Origin of the sequence: Microbulbifer mangrovi (genome assembly GCF_002009015.1) — a bacterium.
Lineage (GTDB): Bacteria > Pseudomonadota > Gammaproteobacteria > Pseudomonadales > Cellvibrionaceae > Microbulbifer > Microbulbifer mangrovi.
The window spans coordinates 1-20,778 of the sequence record NZ_LZDE01000272.1; the positions used below are offsets into that span (position 1 = coordinate 1).

Genomic DNA, 20,778 nt, shown 5'->3' on the forward strand with positions numbered 1-20,778 from the left:
GGTGGCGGCTCCGCAGGGGGCGGCGGCGGAGGGGGCGGCGGTGATGGGGGCGGCGGCGGTGGCGGTGGCGGGTTATATGCCTCGAACGTTGAACGATTATCATCGTTATCGTAAGAAGCCGCTATCGCCCCTATTCCCAGCGCCGCGAGACCGGCCCATACCCATGGACAAACAACTTCACCAGTGGGGGGGATCACTCCGGCGACGTCCGCCCCACTACTGACTTGCGCCATTGAAAATATGGAACCATCGACACCCTGCTGAGCGAGTAATACCTCACCCGACTCCGGATCTTCGATAAAAAGATCACTCTGGGTACTCGACGCATCCGCGAGGTAAAAATTTTCAATCGTTATGACTTCACCTGATGCGAGCTGAACAATCAGATCGTCACCAGACCTAGAAAAGGAAAGTATGTCTTCCTGCGCCATCGCCAGCTTGACGAATCCTGGAGAGTCTAAAACCACTGTCGTGGAATCAAACGAACTCAGGACGCCGCTCGACTTGTCGACTACTTGGGTTTGCATCCTGCCTACCTGCTGTTTTCCCTACATCCTCAGATGAGGCCCTGACCAAATTCAGTGATCCAGTATTCCCAACTCACAAACCGCGGGTATACTTTTCACCCATAGCGATCAATTTTTAATCAATCACAATTCGGTATGGATCACTTATTCAGCTTTTTCAAGTCATAGGCGTGTGACCAGACAATTGAATATATGTATGGACAATTTTTGCAGCGCCAATATAGAGATTTCAGCGATACAAATTCGACACCCGTCACAGTTTATGCGGAACTTTTAACGGATGCCGGAGGGAGCCCCAACGGAAGGAAGACATTTGCGTCTTTACAGGAAATTCGCCGTCAAAATTTCGTGCAAGCGCAAACTTTGCTGAGACGGAAATAAAAAAGGCCCCGGGTTGCGGGGCCGTTTCAACGGTCGATTGGCTTTATGGTCGGCAGGGTCAGGCGGCGGGTTTTGAAAGCGGCGCACCTTCCGGATCAGCAATATCTCCCACCTTCAAACTGGCTTCGTGCATCTCTGCGTATACTTCTGCAAGCTGGTCTGGCTGCGAAGGTTTCACTGGCGGCGTCCGATTTAACTGGCGGCTGTAACGATAAAGGATTAACACGAAGCCGCACAGTACAAACATTCCCCAGTAAAGCGCGCTACCACCAGCCCATTCAATGATGAATCCCCCCGCCAGCGGCGCGCTCGACCATCCCAGTGAATAAAAGGAAGACGCACCGAAATAACTCCCTCGTAAATGACTTGGAGCCATTCTGTCTACCTGAACACTCATGTTGGGAAACAGGATTGCCTCTGCGACGCTCACTATAAAAGTTGCGCCCAACCATCCATAGAGCCAATCGATCGGGTTCAGCGCGAACCAGATTTGCCCCGCCGCCAGAATGATAATCCCGACCATCATGCGATTGTTGACGCACAGTGCCCGCATCAATCGCAGCAGGGGAAACTGCAGCAGCACGATCGTTAATGCATTCACCAGAATCATGCTGGATATCAACCCGACCAGTGCAGGCGCCTGCATCTGGGTCAGGTATTGCACCAGACTCGTGTCCATGTGCGCGTATATGAACAGCGCGAGGATGTTGGCGAAAACAACCACAAGAAAAACCCGGTCCTGACGCAGCACCTGAACCGTACTGGCAAAACTGGTCTCTGCATGCTTCTGTGCCGAAGCGTGTTTTCCAGCAACCGAATAGCTGAATGCCCATATAAACGCCAGGCACAACAGCAGATAACTCACTCCAGTGAGTCCAAAGGTAGACTGCTGTGCACCGATGCCTGCCCAGACGCCAACAATCGGTCCGAGCGCCGCACCCACGTTGATCAGGAAATAGCGAAACTGTAACGCCAGTTCGCGGCATTTTTTATTGGGGATCAGATCGCCGAACAACGCGCCCGCGGGTGGTTCCCAGATCGCACGGCCGATCGAACACAGGGTGATCGAAAGAACAAACGTGGACAGGCTTTCCGCCACGGCCAGTATAAAAAACGCCACTGCATTGATCGCTGTTCCCAGGATCAGAATATTGCGCCGTCCATAGCGATCCGACATGGCGCCAACGTAAAACCCCAGTACAGCGGACGCCATCGCGGAAACACTGAGAATGACCCCAATATTTCCCGGGCCCAAGGCAAACTTTTCATGCAGCAGGATTGCCAGAAATGGCCACACCATAAAATAGGTACCACGCCCAAAGAAACTGCCTATTAATACAATCCATATCAAGGGAGGTAAGCGGTACAGAGATTGCCACCATTGCCTGTCCATCGCCGATTTCTCCTAAATTCACGGCAAAAAAAAACCCGGAGGGCAGAACCCTCCGGGTTTTTTCTGGAGGGTTTGACCAAACCCTCCAGCACACTAATTCAGTTCACTGTCAGGTAATCATATCGCGCACTCGGATCGCCACAGCAGAGCACACAGCAGTAGTTGCCGGGTGTTTACGCAGGTTCTTGGCTAGCATTGTTACGGACATCAGGCGCGGGGATAAGATACGCGCTTTTCCGACACCACCAGCGAGATCCAGGCCCACGGAAACACTTCTTTGGCAATAGGAACCCGACCAACACATACACGCAGATACAGCGCAAAGAGCGCTCTTCCAGCGACGTTCGGTCATGAGTTTCAGGCCAAAAGAGAGGTTCACAAGGTTCTCACTGAGGTTTTTCAAAAATGATGTCCGTCAGTTGCCGAAAATCTGGATTAACAACAACTTGACAGCAATCTTTTAATCATATCGGAGTTTGTATTCATTGCAACCGGGTTATCCGGGTATTTCGTGATTTTTCACCGAGAAATATTTTGGTCACAATCGAGCCCAAATACTTACCAATATGACAACTTCTATACTGGGTCTATTCTGAGCAGCATACTTTTCGGCTGCCCGTGAAGCGTTCTAGCTGAATGAAAATGGATACCACCCGTTATGCCCAGCTCCAGTGCCCCCACTCCCGGCTCCAACAACAACATCTTTAAGACGCTCCGCTCCCCCGAGCAGCAGCCCATCGTCGATGCGCCCTGTGGCACCTTGCAAGGCAAGTTGGACATCTCGGGCCAGGTACGGCAGTTTCTTGGTATTCCCTATGCGCAACCGCCACTCGGGGAAAGACGCTGGCAACCGCCACAAAAACCGGTGCGGTGGGAAGGCATACGTGATGCCACCCAATACGGAATGCCTGCGCCACAGAATCCTTCTCATCTGTTCGACATCAAAGGGCCCAATGGCGAAGAGCCCGACAGCGAGGATTGTCTTTACCTCAATATTTACAGCCCGGTTGAACCGCAGCACGGCACCCTGCCAGTCATGGTTTGGATACATGGCGGAGCGTTTTATCTCGGCTCAGGTTGCCAGTCCCTTTACGATGGTAAGTATCTGGCTGCCAGTGGCCGAGCAATTGTCGTCACGCTCAACTACCGCTTGGGGGCACTGGGATTCCTGCGACTGGTGGACTGCTGTGATATTCCAGCCACTGGCAATGAAGGATTACTGGACCAGATCGCCGCATTGCACTGGGTTCGCGAAAATATAGCGGCATTTGGTGGTAACCCGGACAACGTTACCCTGTTCGGAGAATCCGCCGGCGCCATGAGTATCGCTTCCCTGTTCTCAGCCCGTGGCGACAATAAGGAACCACTGACAGGCCAACTGTTCCACAAGGCGATCGTACAAAGTGGAAATCCCGGTGTTTTCCACTCCCCGGAAAGAGCCGCGCAACTGGCCGACAGATTCTGCGCAGAGTTGATGGCAAAACGGAACGGAAAGTCCCTGAAACAGCCCCCGACTACCCGCGAGATACTCCAGGTCCAGGAAACCCTGTTGAACGACCCCGATACTGGTCCTCAGTGGGGGCACCTTCCTTTCAAACCCGTACTGGATGGAAACTTGATTACACAGGCGCCCGTGGAGGCCCTGCGACAAGGCGCTGGCGCGGAAGTTTCTATGATGGTGGGGAGTAACCGCGATGAATGGAACCTGTTCAGCGCAGGGCGCCCGGAAACCCTGACATTGGATGATCAGCAGATTCGCGGGCACCTCCAGTCGATTCTTCCCGACCACCTACTGACCCCACTGCTGGATCACTATCGTCGGCGTGCAGAATCCCAGACGGAAAACCCCTGGCCACTGTGGAGCCGCACCTGGAATTTAATGCTGACCGATATGGTGTTTACTGTTCCCGGGTTGCGCCTGCTCAAAGCCCACCGCGGACAGCGCTATCACTATCACTTTGCCCAGCCACTCAATGCACAGCCTTTACTGGGCGCCTGCCATGCCGCAGAGCTCGGATATGTGTTCGGAACACACGATGATGCCTCGTTACAGCACCTTTATGGCGGCCAGAGCGAGCCACATATTCTCAGTGAAACCATGCGCAATGCGTGGCTGAATTTTGCCGAGTCCGGTAATCCTGGCAGTGACTGGCCCGGATTCGACCAGGGTCATTGCCGGAACTTTGGTGAGGTCGACTGCCCCCTGGATGTGGATACACTGCACCAGCTCTGGGAAGCCCTGGAGGACACAAAACTACGCGGATTACTTTAACGGACTAGCCGCTAACATTTCCGGCCCGTCACACACCGGCCTCTCCCCTTTCGGTTATGATGGGCCAGCGTCCGTAGACCTTCCCGTATACGGGCAGTCTGAAATACCAGTGCACCAGGGAGACCCGAGTTTTGCATAAGATCGTTCTTGTTCGCCACGGAGAAGCCGCAAAATCCGCTACCGATGCGGATCCTGGATTAACGGACCTGGGCCAGCTACAAGCCCAGCAGCTGGCTGCCGATCTGGACAAACACTTTCCCGACGGACAGGGCGTGCGTCTTGTGAGCAGCCCCAAATCCCGCGCGATACAGACTGCACTACCAATCGCCGCACGCTGGAACATGGCGATAGAAGAAGAGCCCCGCGTAATCGAAATTCCCTCACCGCAGGGTTTGCCCCTTGCGCAACGGGGACACTGGATTAGAACATTGCTGGATGACGGTTGGGATAGCCTCACACCGGCGCAGGATCAGTGGCGGAACACGGTAAAGGATTACCTCTTGGGACTGGGGGCACAAGCGGAAAACACCAGCAAGGCACATACCACTCTGGTGTTTTGTCACTTTATGGTGATCAACTCGGTCATTGCGGATATTCGCAACGACCTCAGGGTGGCTCAGTTTCACCCGGATTACACTTCCCGCACGGAATTGAGCCTGATTGATGGAATACTTGAGGTCGTTGAGCTAGGTAGTGATCGGGATATCAGCAACCTGATTCAGTAAAGAATCCCGCCGAAACTCTGTAATCAAGCACCAGACCGGTTTTCAAATCCCGAGTAAAAGCCTCAGGAGAGGCTTTTACTGACCACTTCGTATAAATCCCGAGAGAGTTCGCCACTTTCATTGATGTGCTGCAAGGCAGCGTGGATCTGCCCGGCTTCCGGTGCCCGGTATCTTTTCCAGCGCGTCAACGGGGTCACTAGACGCGAGGCGATCTGTGGATTCAATTTATCCAGCGCAATAACCTGTTCAGCGAGGAATTGGTAGCCACTGCCATCTTCATGGTGAAACTGGGAGAAGTTTCGCATGGCAAAGCCGCCGATGACCGCGCGAACTTTATTCGGGTTTTTCAATTCAAATGCTGGATGTTTCATCAAGGCATTTACACGTTCCAGGGTACCGAAACTTGCACTGCTGCTTTGCAGGCCAAACCAGGTTTCCACCACCTGGGTATCCTGCTGCCATTGCTGGTAAAACGACTCCAGATACTCCACAGCGTCTCCTTGCGGAGCGTATTCCACCAGGGCACCCAGCGCCGCGGCAACGTCGGTCATATTCTCGTCCCGCTCGAACTGCGCTTTCGCCAGCGCCAACCCGTCCCGATCCCCGTCGACACAGAGATACGCAAGACAGGTGTTTTTCAGACTGCGCTGTGCGATGTCATCGGCACTGGGCTGGTAGGGTTTGCGCTGATCCAGCTGTTGGTAACAACTCAGGAAACGCGACTTGAGTGCACCTGCAATAGATGCTTTGGCAAAATCCCGTGCCGCAACGATCGCAGCCGCATCAACAGACTCCCCGTGCTCCGCCATTTCCTGAGCGCTGGGTAACGCCAGCATTTTGGCGACCAGAGCGGGATCCAGGGAGGCGTTATCCAGTACCGTTGCGAACCCCTGAATCAACCCCTCAGGCACCTGCATCGCGCCGTCTTCGCGATACTGGTACTGGAGCGTGTACAGCGTATTCAGAGCCAACCGCTGACACGCGTCCCAGCGGTTAAACGGATCCGTATCATGCTGCATCAGAAACTGTAGCTGCTCTGTGCTGTAGCCATAATGCAGTTTTACCGGCGCAGAGAAGCCGCGCAGCAGCGAGGGCAGTGGTCGCTCCTTTATGCCGTCAAAGTGGAAATTCTGGGTGGACTCGGTGAGGTGTAACACCATTTCCAGCACACCCGATTCATCCAGCGTCAGAGGGGCGCCGTTCTCACCTAGCAGACCAACGGTCACGGGAATATGTAGGGGTTGTTTGTCATTCTGCCCTGGGGTGTCCGGCGTGTGCTGCTGAATTGTCAGCGTGTAGCGAGCAGCCTTTGGATCATACGTATCGGTCACCTTGAGTACCGGCGTTCCCGCCTGACTGTACCAGCGACGGAACTGTTTTAGATCGGCACCGTTGGCGTCTTCCATCGCGACAACAAAGTCTTCGCAGGTCACCGCACACCCGTCGTGTCGCTCGAAGTACAGGTCACTGCCACGGCGGAAGGCCTCGGCGCCGAGTATGGTGTGTATCATCCGCACCACTTCTGCGCCCTTTTCATAGACCGTGAGGGTATAGAAGTTGGAAATTTCCATATACGAATCAGGCCGCACCGGATGGGACATGGGCCCCGCGTCCTCGGCAAATTGAGCGGTACGTAACAGGGTCACGTCCTCAATCCGTTTGACCGCGCGAGAATTCATATCTGCAGAGAACTCCGCATCGCGGAAAACAGTAAAACCCTCTTTCAGACTCAGCTGAAACCAGTCTCTACAAGTCACCCGGTTGCCGGACCAATTGTGGAAGTACTCGTGGGCAACGATGGATTCAATACGCTGGAAGGCGGCATCGGTGGCGGTTTCCGGACTGGCCAGCACGCAGGCGGAGTTGAATATGTTGAGTCCCTTGTTTTCCATGGCCCCCATATTGAAGTGATCCACTGCCACAATCATAAATATATCGAGATCGTATTCGCGCCCGTAAACTTCTTCATCCCAGCGCATGGAGTGCTTGAGGGAGGTCATTGCGTGGGCGCATTTGCCAATGTTGCGCGCCTCGGTAAACAGCTGCAACTTCACATCGCGGCCACTACATGTGGTAAACGTGTCTTCCACATACTGCAGGTCCCCCGCGACAAGAGCGAACAGATACGAAGGCTTGGCAAATGGATCTTCCCAAGTAATCCGCAGGCGACCGTCATCGGTTGTACCGCTATCTACCTTGTTACCATTGGAAAGCAAGACCGGGAACGAGGCGGGCGCGACAATCGTGGTGGTAAACACGGACATGACATCCGGACGGTCCGGATAAAAGGTGATCTTGCGGAAGCCTTCTGCCTCACACTGGGTACAGTACATGCCATTTGACAGATAAAGCCCCTCCAGCGAGGTATTGGATTCCGGCGCAATTCGGGTCTGTACTTCCAGTTCAAATTCCGGCTTTTCCACATTCAGGGACAGGCCACCGCTTCCTTCCTGATAACGCTGAGCCGGCAGCAGTTCGCCGTCCTCGGCAATGGACAGCAGCTCAAGGTCCACCCCATCGAGCCAAAGTGGCGGCAAGGATTCTCCGGCCCTGGCGACCGCCGGGTTGCGGCGTATTTTCAGGCGGGCTTTAACCAGTGTGGCCTGCGGGTCCAGGTCAAACGTCAGCTCGGTCTTGTCCACCAGGTAGTCCGGTGCCCGATAGTCAGATAGATAAATCGTGCTGGGCTGGGAATCTCTCATTCTTTACAGTCTCTTGTGTACCTCCGGGTGGCGCGGGGCCACCCGACTTCCATTGATTGTGTTACGAATCCGACATATCCGGGTCAATGAATCAGTAGCCTGCGGCCTGGCCATCCTTGCGGCTTTCCGAAGCACCCTGATATACGCCATTGTCGGTTTTCAGAATGGCCTGGTAACCGCCATAAGGACCACTTTCAAAACGCACCTGATGGCCCATCTGGACGAGTTTGCGTCGGGTCTCCATGGGAAAACCATCTTCCAGGCTCAGGTATCCACCATCTTCCATCAGCTCATCGGTGGGCTGGCTGGAGCCGCTGTGCAGAATACGCGGTGCATCGCCCGCCTCCTGTACATTCAAGCCGAAGTCCACCATATTGATAACAATCTGCGCGTGCATCTGCGGCTGGGTCGCGCCCCCCATCACCCCGAAACTGAGCCATGGCTTTCCATCTTTGGTGACAAACGCGGGAATAATGGTGTGGAACGGGCGCTTGCCCGGCTGGTACTGATTGAAATGCCCGTCTTTCAGGCTGAACATTTCTCCTCGGTCCTGCAGGATAAAGCCCAGATCTCCAGGTGTCATACCCGAGCCCATACCGCGGTAATTACTCTGGATCAGGGAAACCATGTTGCCGTCTTTATCGGCGGTGGTCAGGTAAATAGTGTCGCCGTGACGCAATGCCACATTGCCCGCATCATAGCGTTTTGCGGCCTTGTCAGGATTAATAAGCTTGCGACGTTTGTCTGCGTAGGGCTTGGATATCAGTTCCTTGACCGGCAGCTCGTTGAACTCCGGATCTGCGTAATATTTCGCCCGATCCTCAAACGCCAGTTTCTTGGCTTCGGTAAACAGGTGTACATATTCCGGACTCTGTCGACCGAGCTTTTTCAGGTCGTAGCCTTCGAGGATATTCAGAATCTGCAGTGCGGCAATGCCCTGCCCGTTGGGTGGCAGCTCCCATACATCGTAGCCGCGATAACTGGTTGAAACCGGATCAATCCAGTTGGACTTGTGGCTGGCGAGGTCCTCATAGGAGAGAAAACCGTCGTTGGCCTTCATATAGCGATCTATTTCCCGGGCGATATCCCCCTTATAAAAAGCATCACGACCGCCATCGGCAATCTTCTGTAATGTGGTTCCAAGGCGCGGATTGCGAAATAGCTCGCCCTCTTTCGGCGCGCGACCATTCGGCATATACGTTTCACGAAAGCCGGGAAATTTTTCCAGGATCGGAACAGAGCGATTCCAGTAATAGGCCACCAGCTGGGTGACAGGAAACCCTTCGTTGGCATAGGCAATCGCCGGCGCGAGAAGTTCTTCCATCGGCAGCTTGCCGAACTTTTCATGCAGCTCAAACCAGCCGTCAACGGCACCGGGCACTGACACGGGTAATGGTCCATGCGAAGGAATCTTGTCCAGATTATTGTCGGCAAAATAGCTGAAAGGTAGCGATTTCGGCGACCGCCCACTGGCGTTCAGCCCGTGCAACTTCTTGTCTTCGGCACTCCAGACAATAGCGAACAGATCGCCGCCAATGCCATTGCCGGTTGGCTCCATCAGCCCCTGCACGGCGTTGGCCGCAATTGCAGCATCTACCGCACTGCCGCCCTTCTTCAGGATATCCAGCGCCACCTGAGTGGCCAGAGGCTGGCTAGTGGCAGCCATGCCGCGCGTCGCCAAGACCGGCGACCGGCTGGCGAACCCTTCGCCATTCACGCGGTCATACGCATTGACACTGGTGGCCAGGGACAAGGTTCCCGCAAGCGCCACAATGGCTGTTGTCAGGCTAAACCGGCTTTTTCTATACCCTGTACGTAAAACTGTCATCATGGATTTCACAATTACTGCCCCTGTCGTTATTCTCAGAACAAGTCTCTACGTTTAGTCGCTGATTCTCAAGCCAGTCAACCGAGGTTTTCGTGCGATCTGTCTCCCGCCTGTTTACTGTTGTGGCAGGACTGCTGCTTTTGTTCCTGCTGGCGGGCATGTCCGGCTGGCTGACCCGACACCACTGGGCGCCTGTTGTGCTCAACCAGGCGCTGTCAGGCGTTGAAGTTACCGAATTGCGTGGACTTACAGTAACCCGCACCACAGGCAATCTCAGTGCAGAAATTGAGCACATGCGTCTGCTCACCAATACCGGGCTCAGCTTAATCATTGACCGGGCCCGTCTTACCCAACTGCCGGCACTACTACGCAGGGCACTCAATAGCGATGCGCACACGGCTGCCACGAGTCAACTGGAAATAAAGAGCGTGTCGTTGCAAAACCCGGCCAGCACCCAGACTAGCGCATCGCCGTCGGGTTCCTCCAGCGCGCCGACAGGAGGCATTCCAGAACACCCCGTGCCCACTAACGGGGATACTGTCGAACCATCGCAAGTCCTGATTGGCGACATATTGCATGGACTGCGTAACATTCCGCTCAACAAGATAGTAGTGGATGCGTTTTACTGGCCGCAAAGAATCGACGGGCACCTGTCCGTGACTGCGCTAAATGCGCCAGGGCACAAGATATCCGCGCAACTCCTGAGTTCGCAGTGCACAAGCTGTGCCCTGGACCTGGAAATTCTGGCACCTGACGAAGGAACAGCCTCTGTTCAGCTACTGCTATCCCATCACGACAAACGTGTATTCGACTTCCTGGGAACGCTAGAGAGGAAAGGTCCGACAACCGGGGAGCGGGGAGCGGAGAACTGGCGACTCGACAGCCAGCTGAACGTATTGGCGCAGCGCCTGGCGCCATTGATGGAGCAGCTTCAAGTTTCACCCACCTCTTCTACAGAGGACACCACAGACTGGATCGCCATCGCCCAATCTCTAAAGGGCGACATACAGCTAACACTCCTCGGCGAAGTGCCCGACGAACTGCGCAGTATGGGTGACATCAACAACCTCTCCGCAACGCTCCATGCACCGGCGCTTTCCCTTATTTTGCCTGAGGAGCTGGCGGGGCTGCCGCTCATGGTGAATTATGCTGCGGGGCAGCCGCTTGCACTCGATGTAAAATCGATATCCCCACTGATGGTGAACTCGGTAGAGGGGAAGTTTCGGGTAAAGTTAATTCCAGCATCCGATTCGCACGCATCAACCAACCGTGCATCTGCGCCCCCTTTACTGGAAACAGAAATCGCACTGACAACAGAACAATCTGTACCGGCAGCACAATTTGATGGTGTCGTTAACCTTGCCCAGTTTGCACCACTGACTTCAAGCCAGAAATGGCAATCAATCCTCGGCGAATACAGCGTGGAGGAACTGAGCGGACAGAGTAGTTTCAGTGGCAGCGTCGGCCTCCCCGCATTCGATACTTTCGCATCAGCTAGCACACCGCCCGGGCTTCACGACCTGTCTGTGCAAGTAATAACAAAGGAGCCCGTAGGGTTTCTGCTCTCACTGCCGGAAAAGGCCAACCCAGTGGCCGCCGCCGGCTGGCAGAAACTGCTGGTAAAGGCCACCCTGGAACAGCCTCTAACGATTTCCGCCGAAAAAATTCCTGGTGCCTTGGCGCTGCGAATTCCGCGACTTGAATTTGACTCGGCAATGCTGCAGGAAAGCCAGCGCGTGCCTTCATCAAAAACCCCGACCATGACCGGCAAACTGCACGACCTGCAGTGCGATGCCTTGCCCGATATCGCATGTACCCTGAGCGTCGATACCCAGTTGTCCGCCCTGGATCTGGCGGATTCAAAAACAGCCCTGACAGCCGTCAAACTGGAAACCCTGGCGAAGCTCAACAAGTCCTCCCACAACAAGGGGGTTGATGCGTCCTTCAGTAACCTCAATCTGGTCGCCGAAAAAGTGGTCTCGGGTCCGCTAACCATTTTGACACCAGAGTTTTTTACCCAGCAGACCTCCTGCCAGATTCAGGGAGGGGGGTTTTCCTGTAATGCGCCTCAGCTGGCAATCAGCATCGCGCCGCTGTCACTGGAGGAAAACCGGATTGCAGGGGCAGTCTTCCTGAAAGACCTTTCGATTGAGAGCGATGCGAAAGCAAAACATGGGCTTAAAGCCCGGGCCCAGTTCCACGGCGAAGGACTCAATGTGGACGCGCTCGGGCAGTTCCACGCCTCGGTCACCACCGACGGAGAACTGGAGATGAAAGACGGCATTATCTCCGGCGCCAGCACACTATCCAGTGGTCCGCTCAGGCTAACGTCCAACTGGCAGCACAGTATGGATACCGGAAAAGGACAACTCGAGCTGAAGTTACCCGAGAGTACCTTTTCACCCGGCAACGCCCTCTCCCATGCGGTACGCGGCCTGCCAGCCGATATCGTCGACGGCCACGTGAGCGCCTCGGCGCGCCTGCACTGGCCGGAAAAAGGACTGGATCACCTCGCCCTGACCATGCGGGATACGGGTATTCAACACAATGAGAGCTTTGCGGTAGGGATAAATACAGCGCTGCAACTACAACAGAGTGACGGCCATTGGATTACCCGAGAACCAGTTCGGGTTTCGATCGATAAAGTGGATACCGGAGTCGCGGTCAAAAATCTCAACTTTACCCTGGCACTGCAACCAGACGGAGACGTCACCCTGAAGGACTTCGCCGCGGAACTATTGGAAGGCGTCCTGACTTCGCAGCAGCTTACCTGGAACCTGGATGGAAAAGAGCGTCGCTCTCTGGTCAAATTTACCGGGATATCCATTGGAGCTCTGGCCCGAGAGATGGAGTCCACCAACTTTGCCGCCAGCGGCTTGCTCGATGCCGCGCTACCACTGACTACCGATCGGCAGGGTGTCACCATTGAGGACGGCAGTCTTCAGTCCCGTCCTCCGGGCGGGCGTTTACGCTACTACGGGGCTTTTTCCCAGGCCATGCTGGGGAATAATCCGCAGTTAAAGCTCATCGCCGGCGCACTCGAGGACTACAACTACCGGGATATTCAGGGCACGGTTAACTACCCGTTGAGTGGGGACTTGTTACTCAACATGAAATTAACCGGACGCAGTGATGCCATCGACGCCAATCGCGACCTGATCATCAACCTGAATCTCGAAAATAACGTGCCCACCATGCTGCGCTCCCTGCGGGCCAGTCGGGATCTGACCGATGTGCTGGAACAACAGGTCCAGTAAAGCAATGAAGCGAAGTGGCAATTGCGCAGAAACGCACCAAATTCTGTACACTGTTCAGTTACGGTTAATCCGACAGAATCTATAGTAATCATCAACAGCCCCCAGGCGCCTCCGTCGGGCCCGTCCTTTACAGAGCCCTGGCAACCTGTATGACACCTGACGAAACATCCTGGAAGAAAGCGGAGTATTCAGTGAAACAGACAGGAACCTTCAAGCGCCCGGCAATCTGCCTGCTGCTCGTGCTCGGCGCAACCGTTACCACCGCATGTACGCCCACTGTGGCGGTGCAGGCACCCAGCGAGCCCATTACCGTTAACCTGAATGTGAAAATCGAGCATGAGATTCGCGTGAGAGTCGACAAGGAACTGGACGATCTGTTCGAAGATAAGGAAGGGATTTTCTAGCACTCCCAACCCTGCGTGACACTTGTGTCCGCACCGTGGGAACGAGGAAATCAGCCGGTTTTACCGATCGAGATAAGGAATCAAATACAGCCATGAAACCATCTTTCAAAAAACTGCTCGCAGGACTTTTTTCACTTACTCTGCTGATTGCCCTGCCGGCCGCTGCAATCACCCTGAAAGAGGCGCAGAGCAAAGGTATCGTGGGCGAAGCCAACAGTGGATATATCGCCGTTGTTCAAGGCAGCTCGCCAGAAGTAGATGCCCTGGTGGCAGAGGTCAACGCCAAGCGCAAGCGTGAATACGCCGCTATTGCCAAACGTAACAATATCGATATCAGCCAGGTCGCCGCGCGCGCCGCCGAGAAGCTCGAAGCCCGCCTGTCCCGGGGAGAGTATTTCCAGGACAATCTTGGCCGCTGGAAACAAAAATAAAGCGGCTGACGCCGGAATGGTTGATGACAGAAATCAGAGGCCAGTGAAACGAAAAAACCCGCAACACCGGTTGCGGGTTTTAATCAAGGAAATGGAATTGGACTAAGTCAACACAATCTCAAGCGGGCCAACCAGGCGCGATATCAGAGATTGGCAAACAGTGACATGCCATCCAACCCCTGGTTCTCCATCACTTCGCGCAGACGCTTCAGCGCATCCACCTGTATCTGACGTACGCGTTCGCGGGTCAGACCTATTTCACGTCCTACTTCTTCCAATGTACTGGCCTCGTACCCGCGCAGGCCGAATCGACGGGAAACCACTTCACACTGCTTGTCTGGTAGCTCACCCAGCCAACGGTTGATGCTGTCAAACAGATCCTTGTCCTGCAGTAATTCCGCCGGATCCGATTCCTGTTGATCCGGAATGGTGTCCACCAGGGTCTTCTCAGACGACGGTCCAATGGGTGTATCTACAGAAGTTACGCGCTCATTGAGCCCAAGCATCCGCTCGACGTCTTCTACCGGCTTTTCCAGCAGATTGGCAATTTCTTCCGCAGAGGGCTCGTGATCGAGCTTCTGTGCCAGCTCCCGGGATGCCCGCAGATAGACATTCAGCTCTTTCACCACATGAATGGGCAGACGGATAGTGCGCGTCTGGTTCATGATGGCGCGTTCGATGGTCTGGCGGATCCACCAGGTGGCGTATGTGGAGAAGCGGAATCCCCGCTCCGGGTCAAATTTTTCCACCGCGCGGATCAAACCGAGGTTGCCCTCTTCAATAAGGTCCAGCAGCGCCAGGCCACGGCTGACATAACGGCGGGCGATCTTCACAACCAGTCGGAGGTTGCTTTCGATCATGCGCTTACGCGCGGCCGCGTCACCTCGCAAGGCTTTGCGTGCGTAGTAGACCTCTTCCTCTGCAGTCAGCAGCGGAGAGAAACCGATTTCGTTGAGATAAAGCTGGGTTGCGTCCAGGTTTTTCTGTCCGTACGTATCATCCAGTTTACGCACGCCAGACTTCTGGGCGGGTTCTTTTTTTGTTGCTTTGGTGGGGGTTGCTTTATGAGAGATTGTTTCGGAGTTTTTTTTTGCCGATTTACTCCGGGACCGGCTTGTTTTAGTAGACGCTGCGGTAGCTTCTTGCTCCACAGGTTCGGGTGAAAGATCTGATCTGGAGCTGAACTCCAGGTGATCGTGTCGTTGTGCTTCCATTTCCCCAACTCCTTGTACTTTGCCTGTATCAGCCGCTTTGACAGCTCGCGATCGCTGAATCGGTCGCTGTCTAGGCGACAGCCTCCGTTCCCGGCACCTCACCGTCGTTGGTGAGTAGTGTCACTGCAGGGCAGTTACTGCCGATCCCGGTGACTACCTCAAGTGGTTATAAATAAAAGTCCATTTTTATTGCACAACAGCGTAAAGACAGGCAGGTCTTTCACCGATTAAGGCAAGTACGCCATAGGGTCTACAGGCTGGCCGTTCTTGCGAATTTCAAAGTGGAGCATATCGCGGTCGGTACCACTCGAACCCAGTTCCGCTATCCGTTGCCCCGCTTTGACCTTCGCCCCCTCACCGACAAGTAACTTGTCGTTATGGGCGTAAGCACTGAGGAACTCCTCGCTGTGCTTGAGAATCAGAAGCTTGCCGTACCCTCTCAGTGCGCTTCCGGCGTAAATCACTGTGCCATCCGCTGCTGCCTGAACAGATTCCCCCTTTTTCCCGGCGATATCAACACCCTTTCGCAGGGGGTTATTCGCCTGAAAACTGGAAATCACTCTCCCCTTCACTGGCCAGCGCCAACTTGTGTCAAATTTATGACGGTCCGGAATTGACGTTTTCTGAACTTTTTTTGGTGAGGATTTCGCTACAGAAACACGCGGCGGCGGCGCCACTGCACGAGGTTGCCGACGGGTCGGAGCCGTTTTTTTGACCACTTGAACGGGAGCGTGACCAGCAAGTTTCAAGCGTTGTCCCGGGAAAATCCTGTAGGGCGAGGGAATGCTATTGATAGCAGCTAAGTCTTTGAAATCCTTACCATATCTCCAAGCGATCGAATACAGTGTCTCGCCTTTGCTGACCAGGTGATGCTGTATTTTCTGGCTGGGAGGCTGACTTAAAGATGAGGTGGGAGCCAGATTGCTGGCGCACGCAGTCGCAAAAACCGACAACACGCAAATGGTTAAAATTTTAAACAAACGGGATCCGGCCTGGCGCATTACGCTTTTCAGAATTCCGGAAAAGACGGTGTTTTTAGGTCGATAGATGCGCCGTTTCATTATTCTCTTTTTACATCAAAGGGGTGCATTTATGGAAAAAGTGTCTAAAGAAAACTGCCGTTTTACCCCTTGCAGGCGGTAAAGAATACCGGAGTTCAGCACCCGCTCAATACGGTGCCGGTTTCCACCCAATACCCTGGTGAAACTCCGTCACTTACCTCAGTAAGCTTTGGGCACAGGTCGTGTAAGCCACGGCTTATTGCTGCTGTGCGACATTACCTACATGGCGCCAATGTAACCACTCAATACCCAATACCAGCAACACGGCCACTACCGCAGCGCCGAGCGCCACCAGCATGAAAGAGGGCTGCCCGGTTACCGCAGCGAACTCGGCAGGCAGAACATTGGACATCATCGGCGCGAGTTTCTCACCGGAGATATCGACACCTTTAGCCGCCAACTTCCAGGGCCACACAATTTTCAGGCTCCCCAACAGAATTCCCACAAGGAAAGACAGTGTCACAGACGGAAACCGGTGCATGAGCCAGGACAGTAGGCGACTGAATAGCAGAAGGCCACACACAGCGCCTGCGCCAAACCAGGCCAGAGCACTCACTTGCATCTGGTGTACCGCGGAGATTACCTGGGGATAGATACCGATCATCAACAATATAAAGGAGCCGGAGATCCCCGGTAGGATCATCGCGCAGATCGCCAGGGCACCGGAAAAGAACAGGGTATAAGGAGTGGCAACGATTTCCGTGGGCCGCATCTCACTGACCAGTATTGCCAGGGCACCGCCAAGTACCAGAGCCAACCAGCACTGCCAGGTCCAGTTCGGGACCCGGCGCGCGATGGGTACCACCGATGCCAGGATAAGGCCAAAAAAGAAGCCCCATACCACAATCGGGTAATTCTCGAGCAGGTAAGTAATCACCTTGGCGAGACTGAAAATACTGATCAGGACGCCGGAAAACAGCGCCAAGAGGAAGGTGCCGTTGATATAGCGCCACGCGGCAGCAATCCCTTGTTTGAACAGGATGGTAAGCGCGTGCGGCCCTATACGGCTGAGAGAATCGAGGAGTTCCTGATAGATACCGGTAATAAAGGCAATGGTGCCCCCTGACACACCGGGCACGACGTCGGCAGCGCCCATGGCAAGCCCGCGCACGGCGACACCCACATAGCGATTGCGATACAGGCCCGACATCAGCGCACTACCCCGCTAAGCAAGGGCACAAAACGGACAGGTTCGGCTTTTTCCACATCGAATCGAGTACCGTCTTCACTGCGACTCACAATCGTCAAATACTGGGTGTCGCTACCCACCGGAATTACCAGCACGCCGCCCGGCGCCAGCTGCTCTCGCAATTCATCCGGCACACTGGCGGGCGCAGCAGCACACAGGATGGCGTCGTAGGGCCCATTTTCAGGCCAGCCGAAGCCACCACTGCTGAGGCGCATCTCCACATTAAAAATGCCCAGCTCGCGCATCCGCTGACGGGCTTTGACCAACAGTGGTTCCACTCGTTCCACCGAATAGAGCTTGTCCACCAGTCGCGCGAGAATCGCAGTCTGGTAACCGGAGCCAGCGCCCACTTCCAGCACCCGGGCACGGGAGCGAGCGCGACTGACCAGCAATTCGGTCATGCGGGCGACGATATAGGGTTGGGAAATGGTCTGGCCATAACCTATCGGTAGTGCAGTGTCCTCGTAAGCGCGTATCGCCAGAGCTTCGTCCAGAAACAGATGACGCGGTGTGGATGCCATTACATCCAGCACTTCTTCACTGCTAATACCCTCTTCCCGCAGTCGCTGAATCAGGCGATTGCGGGTGCGCTGGGACGTCATGCCCAGGCCTTCATGTCTCAATCGATCCATAAGGACGCCAAATCTCCCTGCAAGCGGTGCACCGGATTGAATCCCCAACGAAGATCCGGTGACTGACCGGCGCCGCATTTGCGGCACCGATCACATTTTGTTGTCGTTTATTTTATTGCGCTAGTGGACTGGTTGACCAGTTCTGCTACTTCCCTAAGCACCGCAGTGGCAAAAGTACCCGGCGGCAGGGCAAATGACAGAATAAGATCCTCATCCTGCCACTCAGCCTGAAACCCCTGAGGCTGCAGCATGAGTGGACGCCGCTCCTGACTGAGACCACAGTGTTCCAGCCAGTCACACCAAGGTTTCCACGGAGCCATTACCGCCAGCTCAAGATCCAGCTGCGCCCCGGAGGCGGGATTGCGCCCCCGTCCCCACAGAGGGCCAGAGGCAGCGGTCTCCGGCTCCCCCTCTATTAAATCTTGCCAGTTATCCTCTACCACTCGACTGGCGAGCACCTGATTGAACAACCAGCTTCGCGCCGCAGACATGGCGAAGGCTTTTTGATTGCGCGGAATCCGCCGCCGCTTCCCGGCCTCCTGCTCACCGCTGAAACGGTTTGCCAGGTCCAGATTACCGCCGTTGTGCCCGAAGCGCTGTTCGCCAAAATAATTGGGAACGCCGGCGGACACCTGCTTGAGTACGGCTTCCGCTGCGGATCTGTCACCGCGGACATTGCGCAGGCGGATTTTGAAGCGATTGCCGAGATGCTCGCCGCGACGCAGTTTGCGGGTACCGCGAAAATGAGTCAGCAGGGTAATTTCATCACTTTCTATCTGACGCCAGTCCGGCTCCGGCTTTTGCGCAAGCCACACACTGAACCACTGGGTGGTTACTGCGTGGCGATCCTTGAGCCCGTAAAAGCCGACGTCGTTATTCTGCACACCCGCCAGTTTCGCGAGCTGCTGCGCGACATAGCCGGTGTTGGCGCCACGCTTGCGTATCTGCAGCAGTACGTGCTCGCCTTCACCTGGCTGGGGTGCCGCCAATTCCTCCACGACAAAGTCTTCCGGCTCGCTACGGAAATCGGCACTGATGGCTGCACCACCCAGCGCACGCGGCCAATCGAGATTCCACGGGGCATCTTGTTGCTCACTCACTGGCGTGACTTCCGCTAGCTTCGAGGAGCACAACGGCTTGGGCGGCGATGCCTTCCTTGCGGCCGGTAAATCCAAGCTTTTCGCTGGTGGTTGCTTTGACACTGATACAGTCAGCGCTGACACCACAATCCGAGGCGATATTCTGCCGCATGGCATCAATATACGGGGCCATTTTGGGTGCTTGTGCGACAAGAGTGGCATCGGCATTGACCAGGTGATACCCCCGCTCGGAGATGAGACCAATCACATGGCGCAGCAGTGCGCGGCTGTCGGCCCCCGAGTAGGCTTCATCGGTATCAGGAAAATGTTTGCCAATATCGCCCAGTGCCAGCGCTCCCAGCAGCGCATCGGCGAGAGCGTGCAACAGGACATCACCATCGGAGTGGGCAACCAGGCCCTGCTCGTGAGGAATGGTGACTCCGCCGAGGACGACGTGGTCCCCGAGGCCAAAGGCGTGTACGTCGATGCCCTGGCCGATTCTGAAACTCATGCTTGTGTTCCTGACTGAATATTTTCGAGTGTTTGACGATGTTGCAGCAGTGCTTCCGCCAGAATCAGGTCGGCGGGATGGGTAATCTTGAAGTTACTGCGGCAGGCGGGCACCAGTTGCGGGTGGTATCCAGCCATTTCCAGTGCACTGGCTTCGTCTGTAATGGATTGTGGCGCTTGCGCGAGCCCGGTTTTGAGCGCGTTGCACAATACTGCCAACGGTGCTTTCTGCGGCGTCTGGGCGAGCCAGATGCGATCCCTGCACAGGGTTTGCTCCACGCTGGGGTCGCCGTGTTTATCACGCGATTGCTTGACGGTATCGCTGGCCGGCTGGGCCAGTAACGCTGTGGGACCTGCGGCCAGCAGGCTTTCTATATCCCTGCCGCTTACCAGGGGGCGTGCAGCATCGTGGACCAGAACCGATGTCTCGGGGTCTGCGTGCTCGCTGAGGAATTCCAGGGCGGCGAGGACAGAATCTGCCCGTTCGGCACCGCCGGTGACGGTATGCACTCTGGGGTCTTGCGCGGCGGCGAGCTTTTCAAATTCGCGATCGTCGGCGGCAATGGCGACGACGATACCGGTGAGGCCGGGCCACTGGAGGATATTTTCGAGGGTGTGGGCAATCAGGGGTTTGCCGGCGAGGGGCAAATACTGCTTGGGTTTGCCTGCGCCCATGCGCTTGCCGGAGCCGGCCGCGGGGACGATGGCCCAGTAACTGGTGGCAACCGGGGTCGGTTCAGGCGAATGCTCTCGGGTGTTCATTGTTTTTCTCGCTGAGACTCAGGCTCGTTGTTTTTGTCCTGGTCGAGAAAAATAAACAGGGTTTCGCCTTCTTTGATCAGGCCGAGATCGTAGCGGGCTTTGGCTTCTACGCCATCAGTACCTTCTTTGAGACTACGCACTTCGCGCAGCAGCTGACGGTTTTCCCGCTCGAGTGCAGCGTTTTTCTGCTGCTGGTCATTGAGCTGCCGTTCCAGACGGGTCACTTCTGCAAAACTGCCTTCACCCACCCACAACCGGTATTGGGTCATCAGCAACAGGACGGTGAGAATTGCCAGCAGCCATTTCATTTCGTTTGTTCTCTCTGGCTTTATCGTAGTACTACACACGGAATGAGATCCGTGGCGGCCCTGCTACCAATGGCCCTTCCCAGGACACGCCGTGAACCCATCC

Annotated in this window: 17 protein-coding genes; 5 read left to right on the forward strand and 12 right to left on the reverse strand. The window is 55.3% G+C overall.

What is annotated here, in order from left to right; translation table 11 throughout:
• Both B4U49_RS05780 and B4U49_RS05785 read right to left on the reverse strand, forming a co-directional pair.
• Positions 1-527 (reverse strand): BapA/Bap/LapF family prefix-like domain-containing protein (locus tag B4U49_RS05780; protein WP_143735551.1); only part of this gene is annotated, 527 nt, incomplete at its 3' end.
• A 439-nt stretch (positions 528-966) separates the two neighbouring features.
• Entirely contained in the window at positions 967-2,301 is a 1,335-nt protein-coding gene (locus B4U49_RS05785; RefSeq protein WP_078083629.1) for an MDR family MFS transporter, read from the reverse strand.
• 658 nt (positions 2,302-2,959) lie between these two features.
• Between B4U49_RS05785 and B4U49_RS05790 the strand changes: the two genes are divergently transcribed.
• A complete protein-coding gene (locus B4U49_RS05790) occupies positions 2,960-4,573 on the forward strand; it encodes a carboxylesterase/lipase family protein (RefSeq protein WP_078083630.1) in 1,614 nt (537 codons plus the stop codon).
• Between the two features lie 131 nt (positions 4,574-4,704).
• The gene (locus B4U49_RS05795; protein ID WP_158078562.1) at positions 4,705-5,298 is read left to right on the forward strand and encodes a histidine phosphatase family protein; all 594 of its coding nucleotides are present in this window, start codon (positions 4,705-4,707) and stop codon (positions 5,296-5,298) included.
• Between the two features lie 62 nt (positions 5,299-5,360).
• Here the strand turns inward: B4U49_RS05795 and pepN are convergent, their stop codons facing one another.
• Both pepN and ggt read right to left on the reverse strand, forming a co-directional pair.
• Positions 5,361-8,000, reverse strand: coding sequence for an aminopeptidase N (pepN, locus tag B4U49_RS05800; RefSeq protein ID WP_078083632.1), 2,640 nt, complete (start codon positions 7,998-8,000; stop codon positions 5,361-5,363).
• Between the two features lie 91 nt (positions 8,001-8,091).
• Entirely contained in the window at positions 8,092-9,771 is a 1,680-nt protein-coding gene (ggt, locus tag B4U49_RS05805; protein WP_143735552.1) for a gamma-glutamyltransferase, read from the reverse strand.
• A gap of 149 nt (positions 9,772-9,920) precedes the next feature.
• Between ggt and B4U49_RS05810 the strand changes: the two genes are divergently transcribed.
• The 3 genes from B4U49_RS05810 (at position 9,921) to B4U49_RS05820 (ending at position 13,920) form a co-directional block, all read left to right on the forward strand.
• Entirely contained in the window at positions 9,921-13,085 is a 3,165-nt protein-coding gene (locus tag B4U49_RS05810) for an intermembrane phospholipid transport protein YdbH family protein (RefSeq protein WP_078083633.1), read from the forward strand.
• Positions 13,086-13,276: 191 nt separating this feature from the next.
• Positions 13,277-13,489, forward strand: a complete 213-nt coding sequence (locus B4U49_RS05815) for a YnbE family lipoprotein (protein ID WP_239692486.1) — start codon at positions 13,277-13,279, stop codon at positions 13,487-13,489.
• Positions 13,490-13,581: 92 nt separating this feature from the next.
• Positions 13,582-13,920, forward strand: a complete 339-nt coding sequence (locus B4U49_RS05820) for a YdbL family probable chaperone protein (protein WP_078083635.1) — start codon at positions 13,582-13,584, stop codon at positions 13,918-13,920.
• Positions 13,921-14,063: 143 nt separating this feature from the next.
• Here the strand turns inward: B4U49_RS05820 and rpoS are convergent, their stop codons facing one another.
• The 8 genes from rpoS to B4U49_RS05860 all read right to left on the reverse strand — a co-directional run bounded on the left by rpoS (position 14,064) and on the right by B4U49_RS05860 (position 20,675).
• Positions 14,064-15,134: an RNA polymerase sigma factor RpoS gene (rpoS, locus tag B4U49_RS05825; protein ID WP_239692487.1), complete on the reverse strand. Its 1,071-nt coding sequence runs from the start codon at positions 15,132-15,134 to the stop codon at positions 14,064-14,066.
• 227 nt (positions 15,135-15,361) lie between these two features.
• Positions 15,362-16,114 carry a peptidoglycan DD-metalloendopeptidase family protein gene (locus B4U49_RS05830; protein ID WP_078083643.1) on the reverse strand — a complete coding sequence of 251 codons (753 nt, stop codon included), beginning with the start codon at positions 16,112-16,114 and terminating at the stop codon, positions 15,362-15,364.
• Positions 16,115-16,391: 277 nt separating this feature from the next.
• Positions 16,392-17,345, reverse strand: a complete 954-nt coding sequence (locus tag B4U49_RS05835; RefSeq protein WP_078083636.1) for a DUF368 domain-containing protein — start codon at positions 17,343-17,345, stop codon at positions 16,392-16,394.
• Entirely contained in the window at positions 17,345-18,016 is a 672-nt protein-coding gene (locus B4U49_RS05840; protein WP_193432816.1) for a protein-L-isoaspartate(D-aspartate) O-methyltransferase, read from the reverse strand. The genes B4U49_RS05835 and B4U49_RS05840 overlap by 1 nt, the downstream gene beginning before the upstream one ends.
• 107 nt (positions 18,017-18,123) lie before the next feature.
• Complete coding sequence (gene truD / locus B4U49_RS05845) at positions 18,124-19,116, reverse strand: tRNA pseudouridine(13) synthase TruD (protein WP_078083637.1); 993 nt, start codon at positions 19,114-19,116, stop codon at positions 18,124-18,126.
• A complete protein-coding gene (gene ispF / locus B4U49_RS05850; RefSeq protein WP_078083638.1) occupies positions 19,109-19,606 on the reverse strand; it encodes a 2-C-methyl-D-erythritol 2,4-cyclodiphosphate synthase in 498 nt (165 codons plus the stop codon). The genes truD and ispF overlap by 8 nt, the downstream gene beginning before the upstream one ends.
• The gene (gene ispD / locus B4U49_RS05855) at positions 19,603-20,367 is read right to left on the reverse strand and encodes a 2-C-methyl-D-erythritol 4-phosphate cytidylyltransferase (RefSeq protein ID WP_078083639.1); all 765 of its coding nucleotides are present in this window, start codon (positions 20,365-20,367) and stop codon (positions 19,603-19,605) included. Before ispD ends, ispF begins: the two co-directional genes overlap by 4 nt.
• Positions 20,364-20,675, reverse strand: a complete 312-nt coding sequence (locus B4U49_RS05860; protein WP_078083640.1) for an FtsB family cell division protein — start codon at positions 20,673-20,675, stop codon at positions 20,364-20,366. The genes ispD and B4U49_RS05860 overlap by 4 nt, the downstream gene beginning before the upstream one ends.
• Positions 20,676-20,778 lie beyond the last annotated feature (103 nt).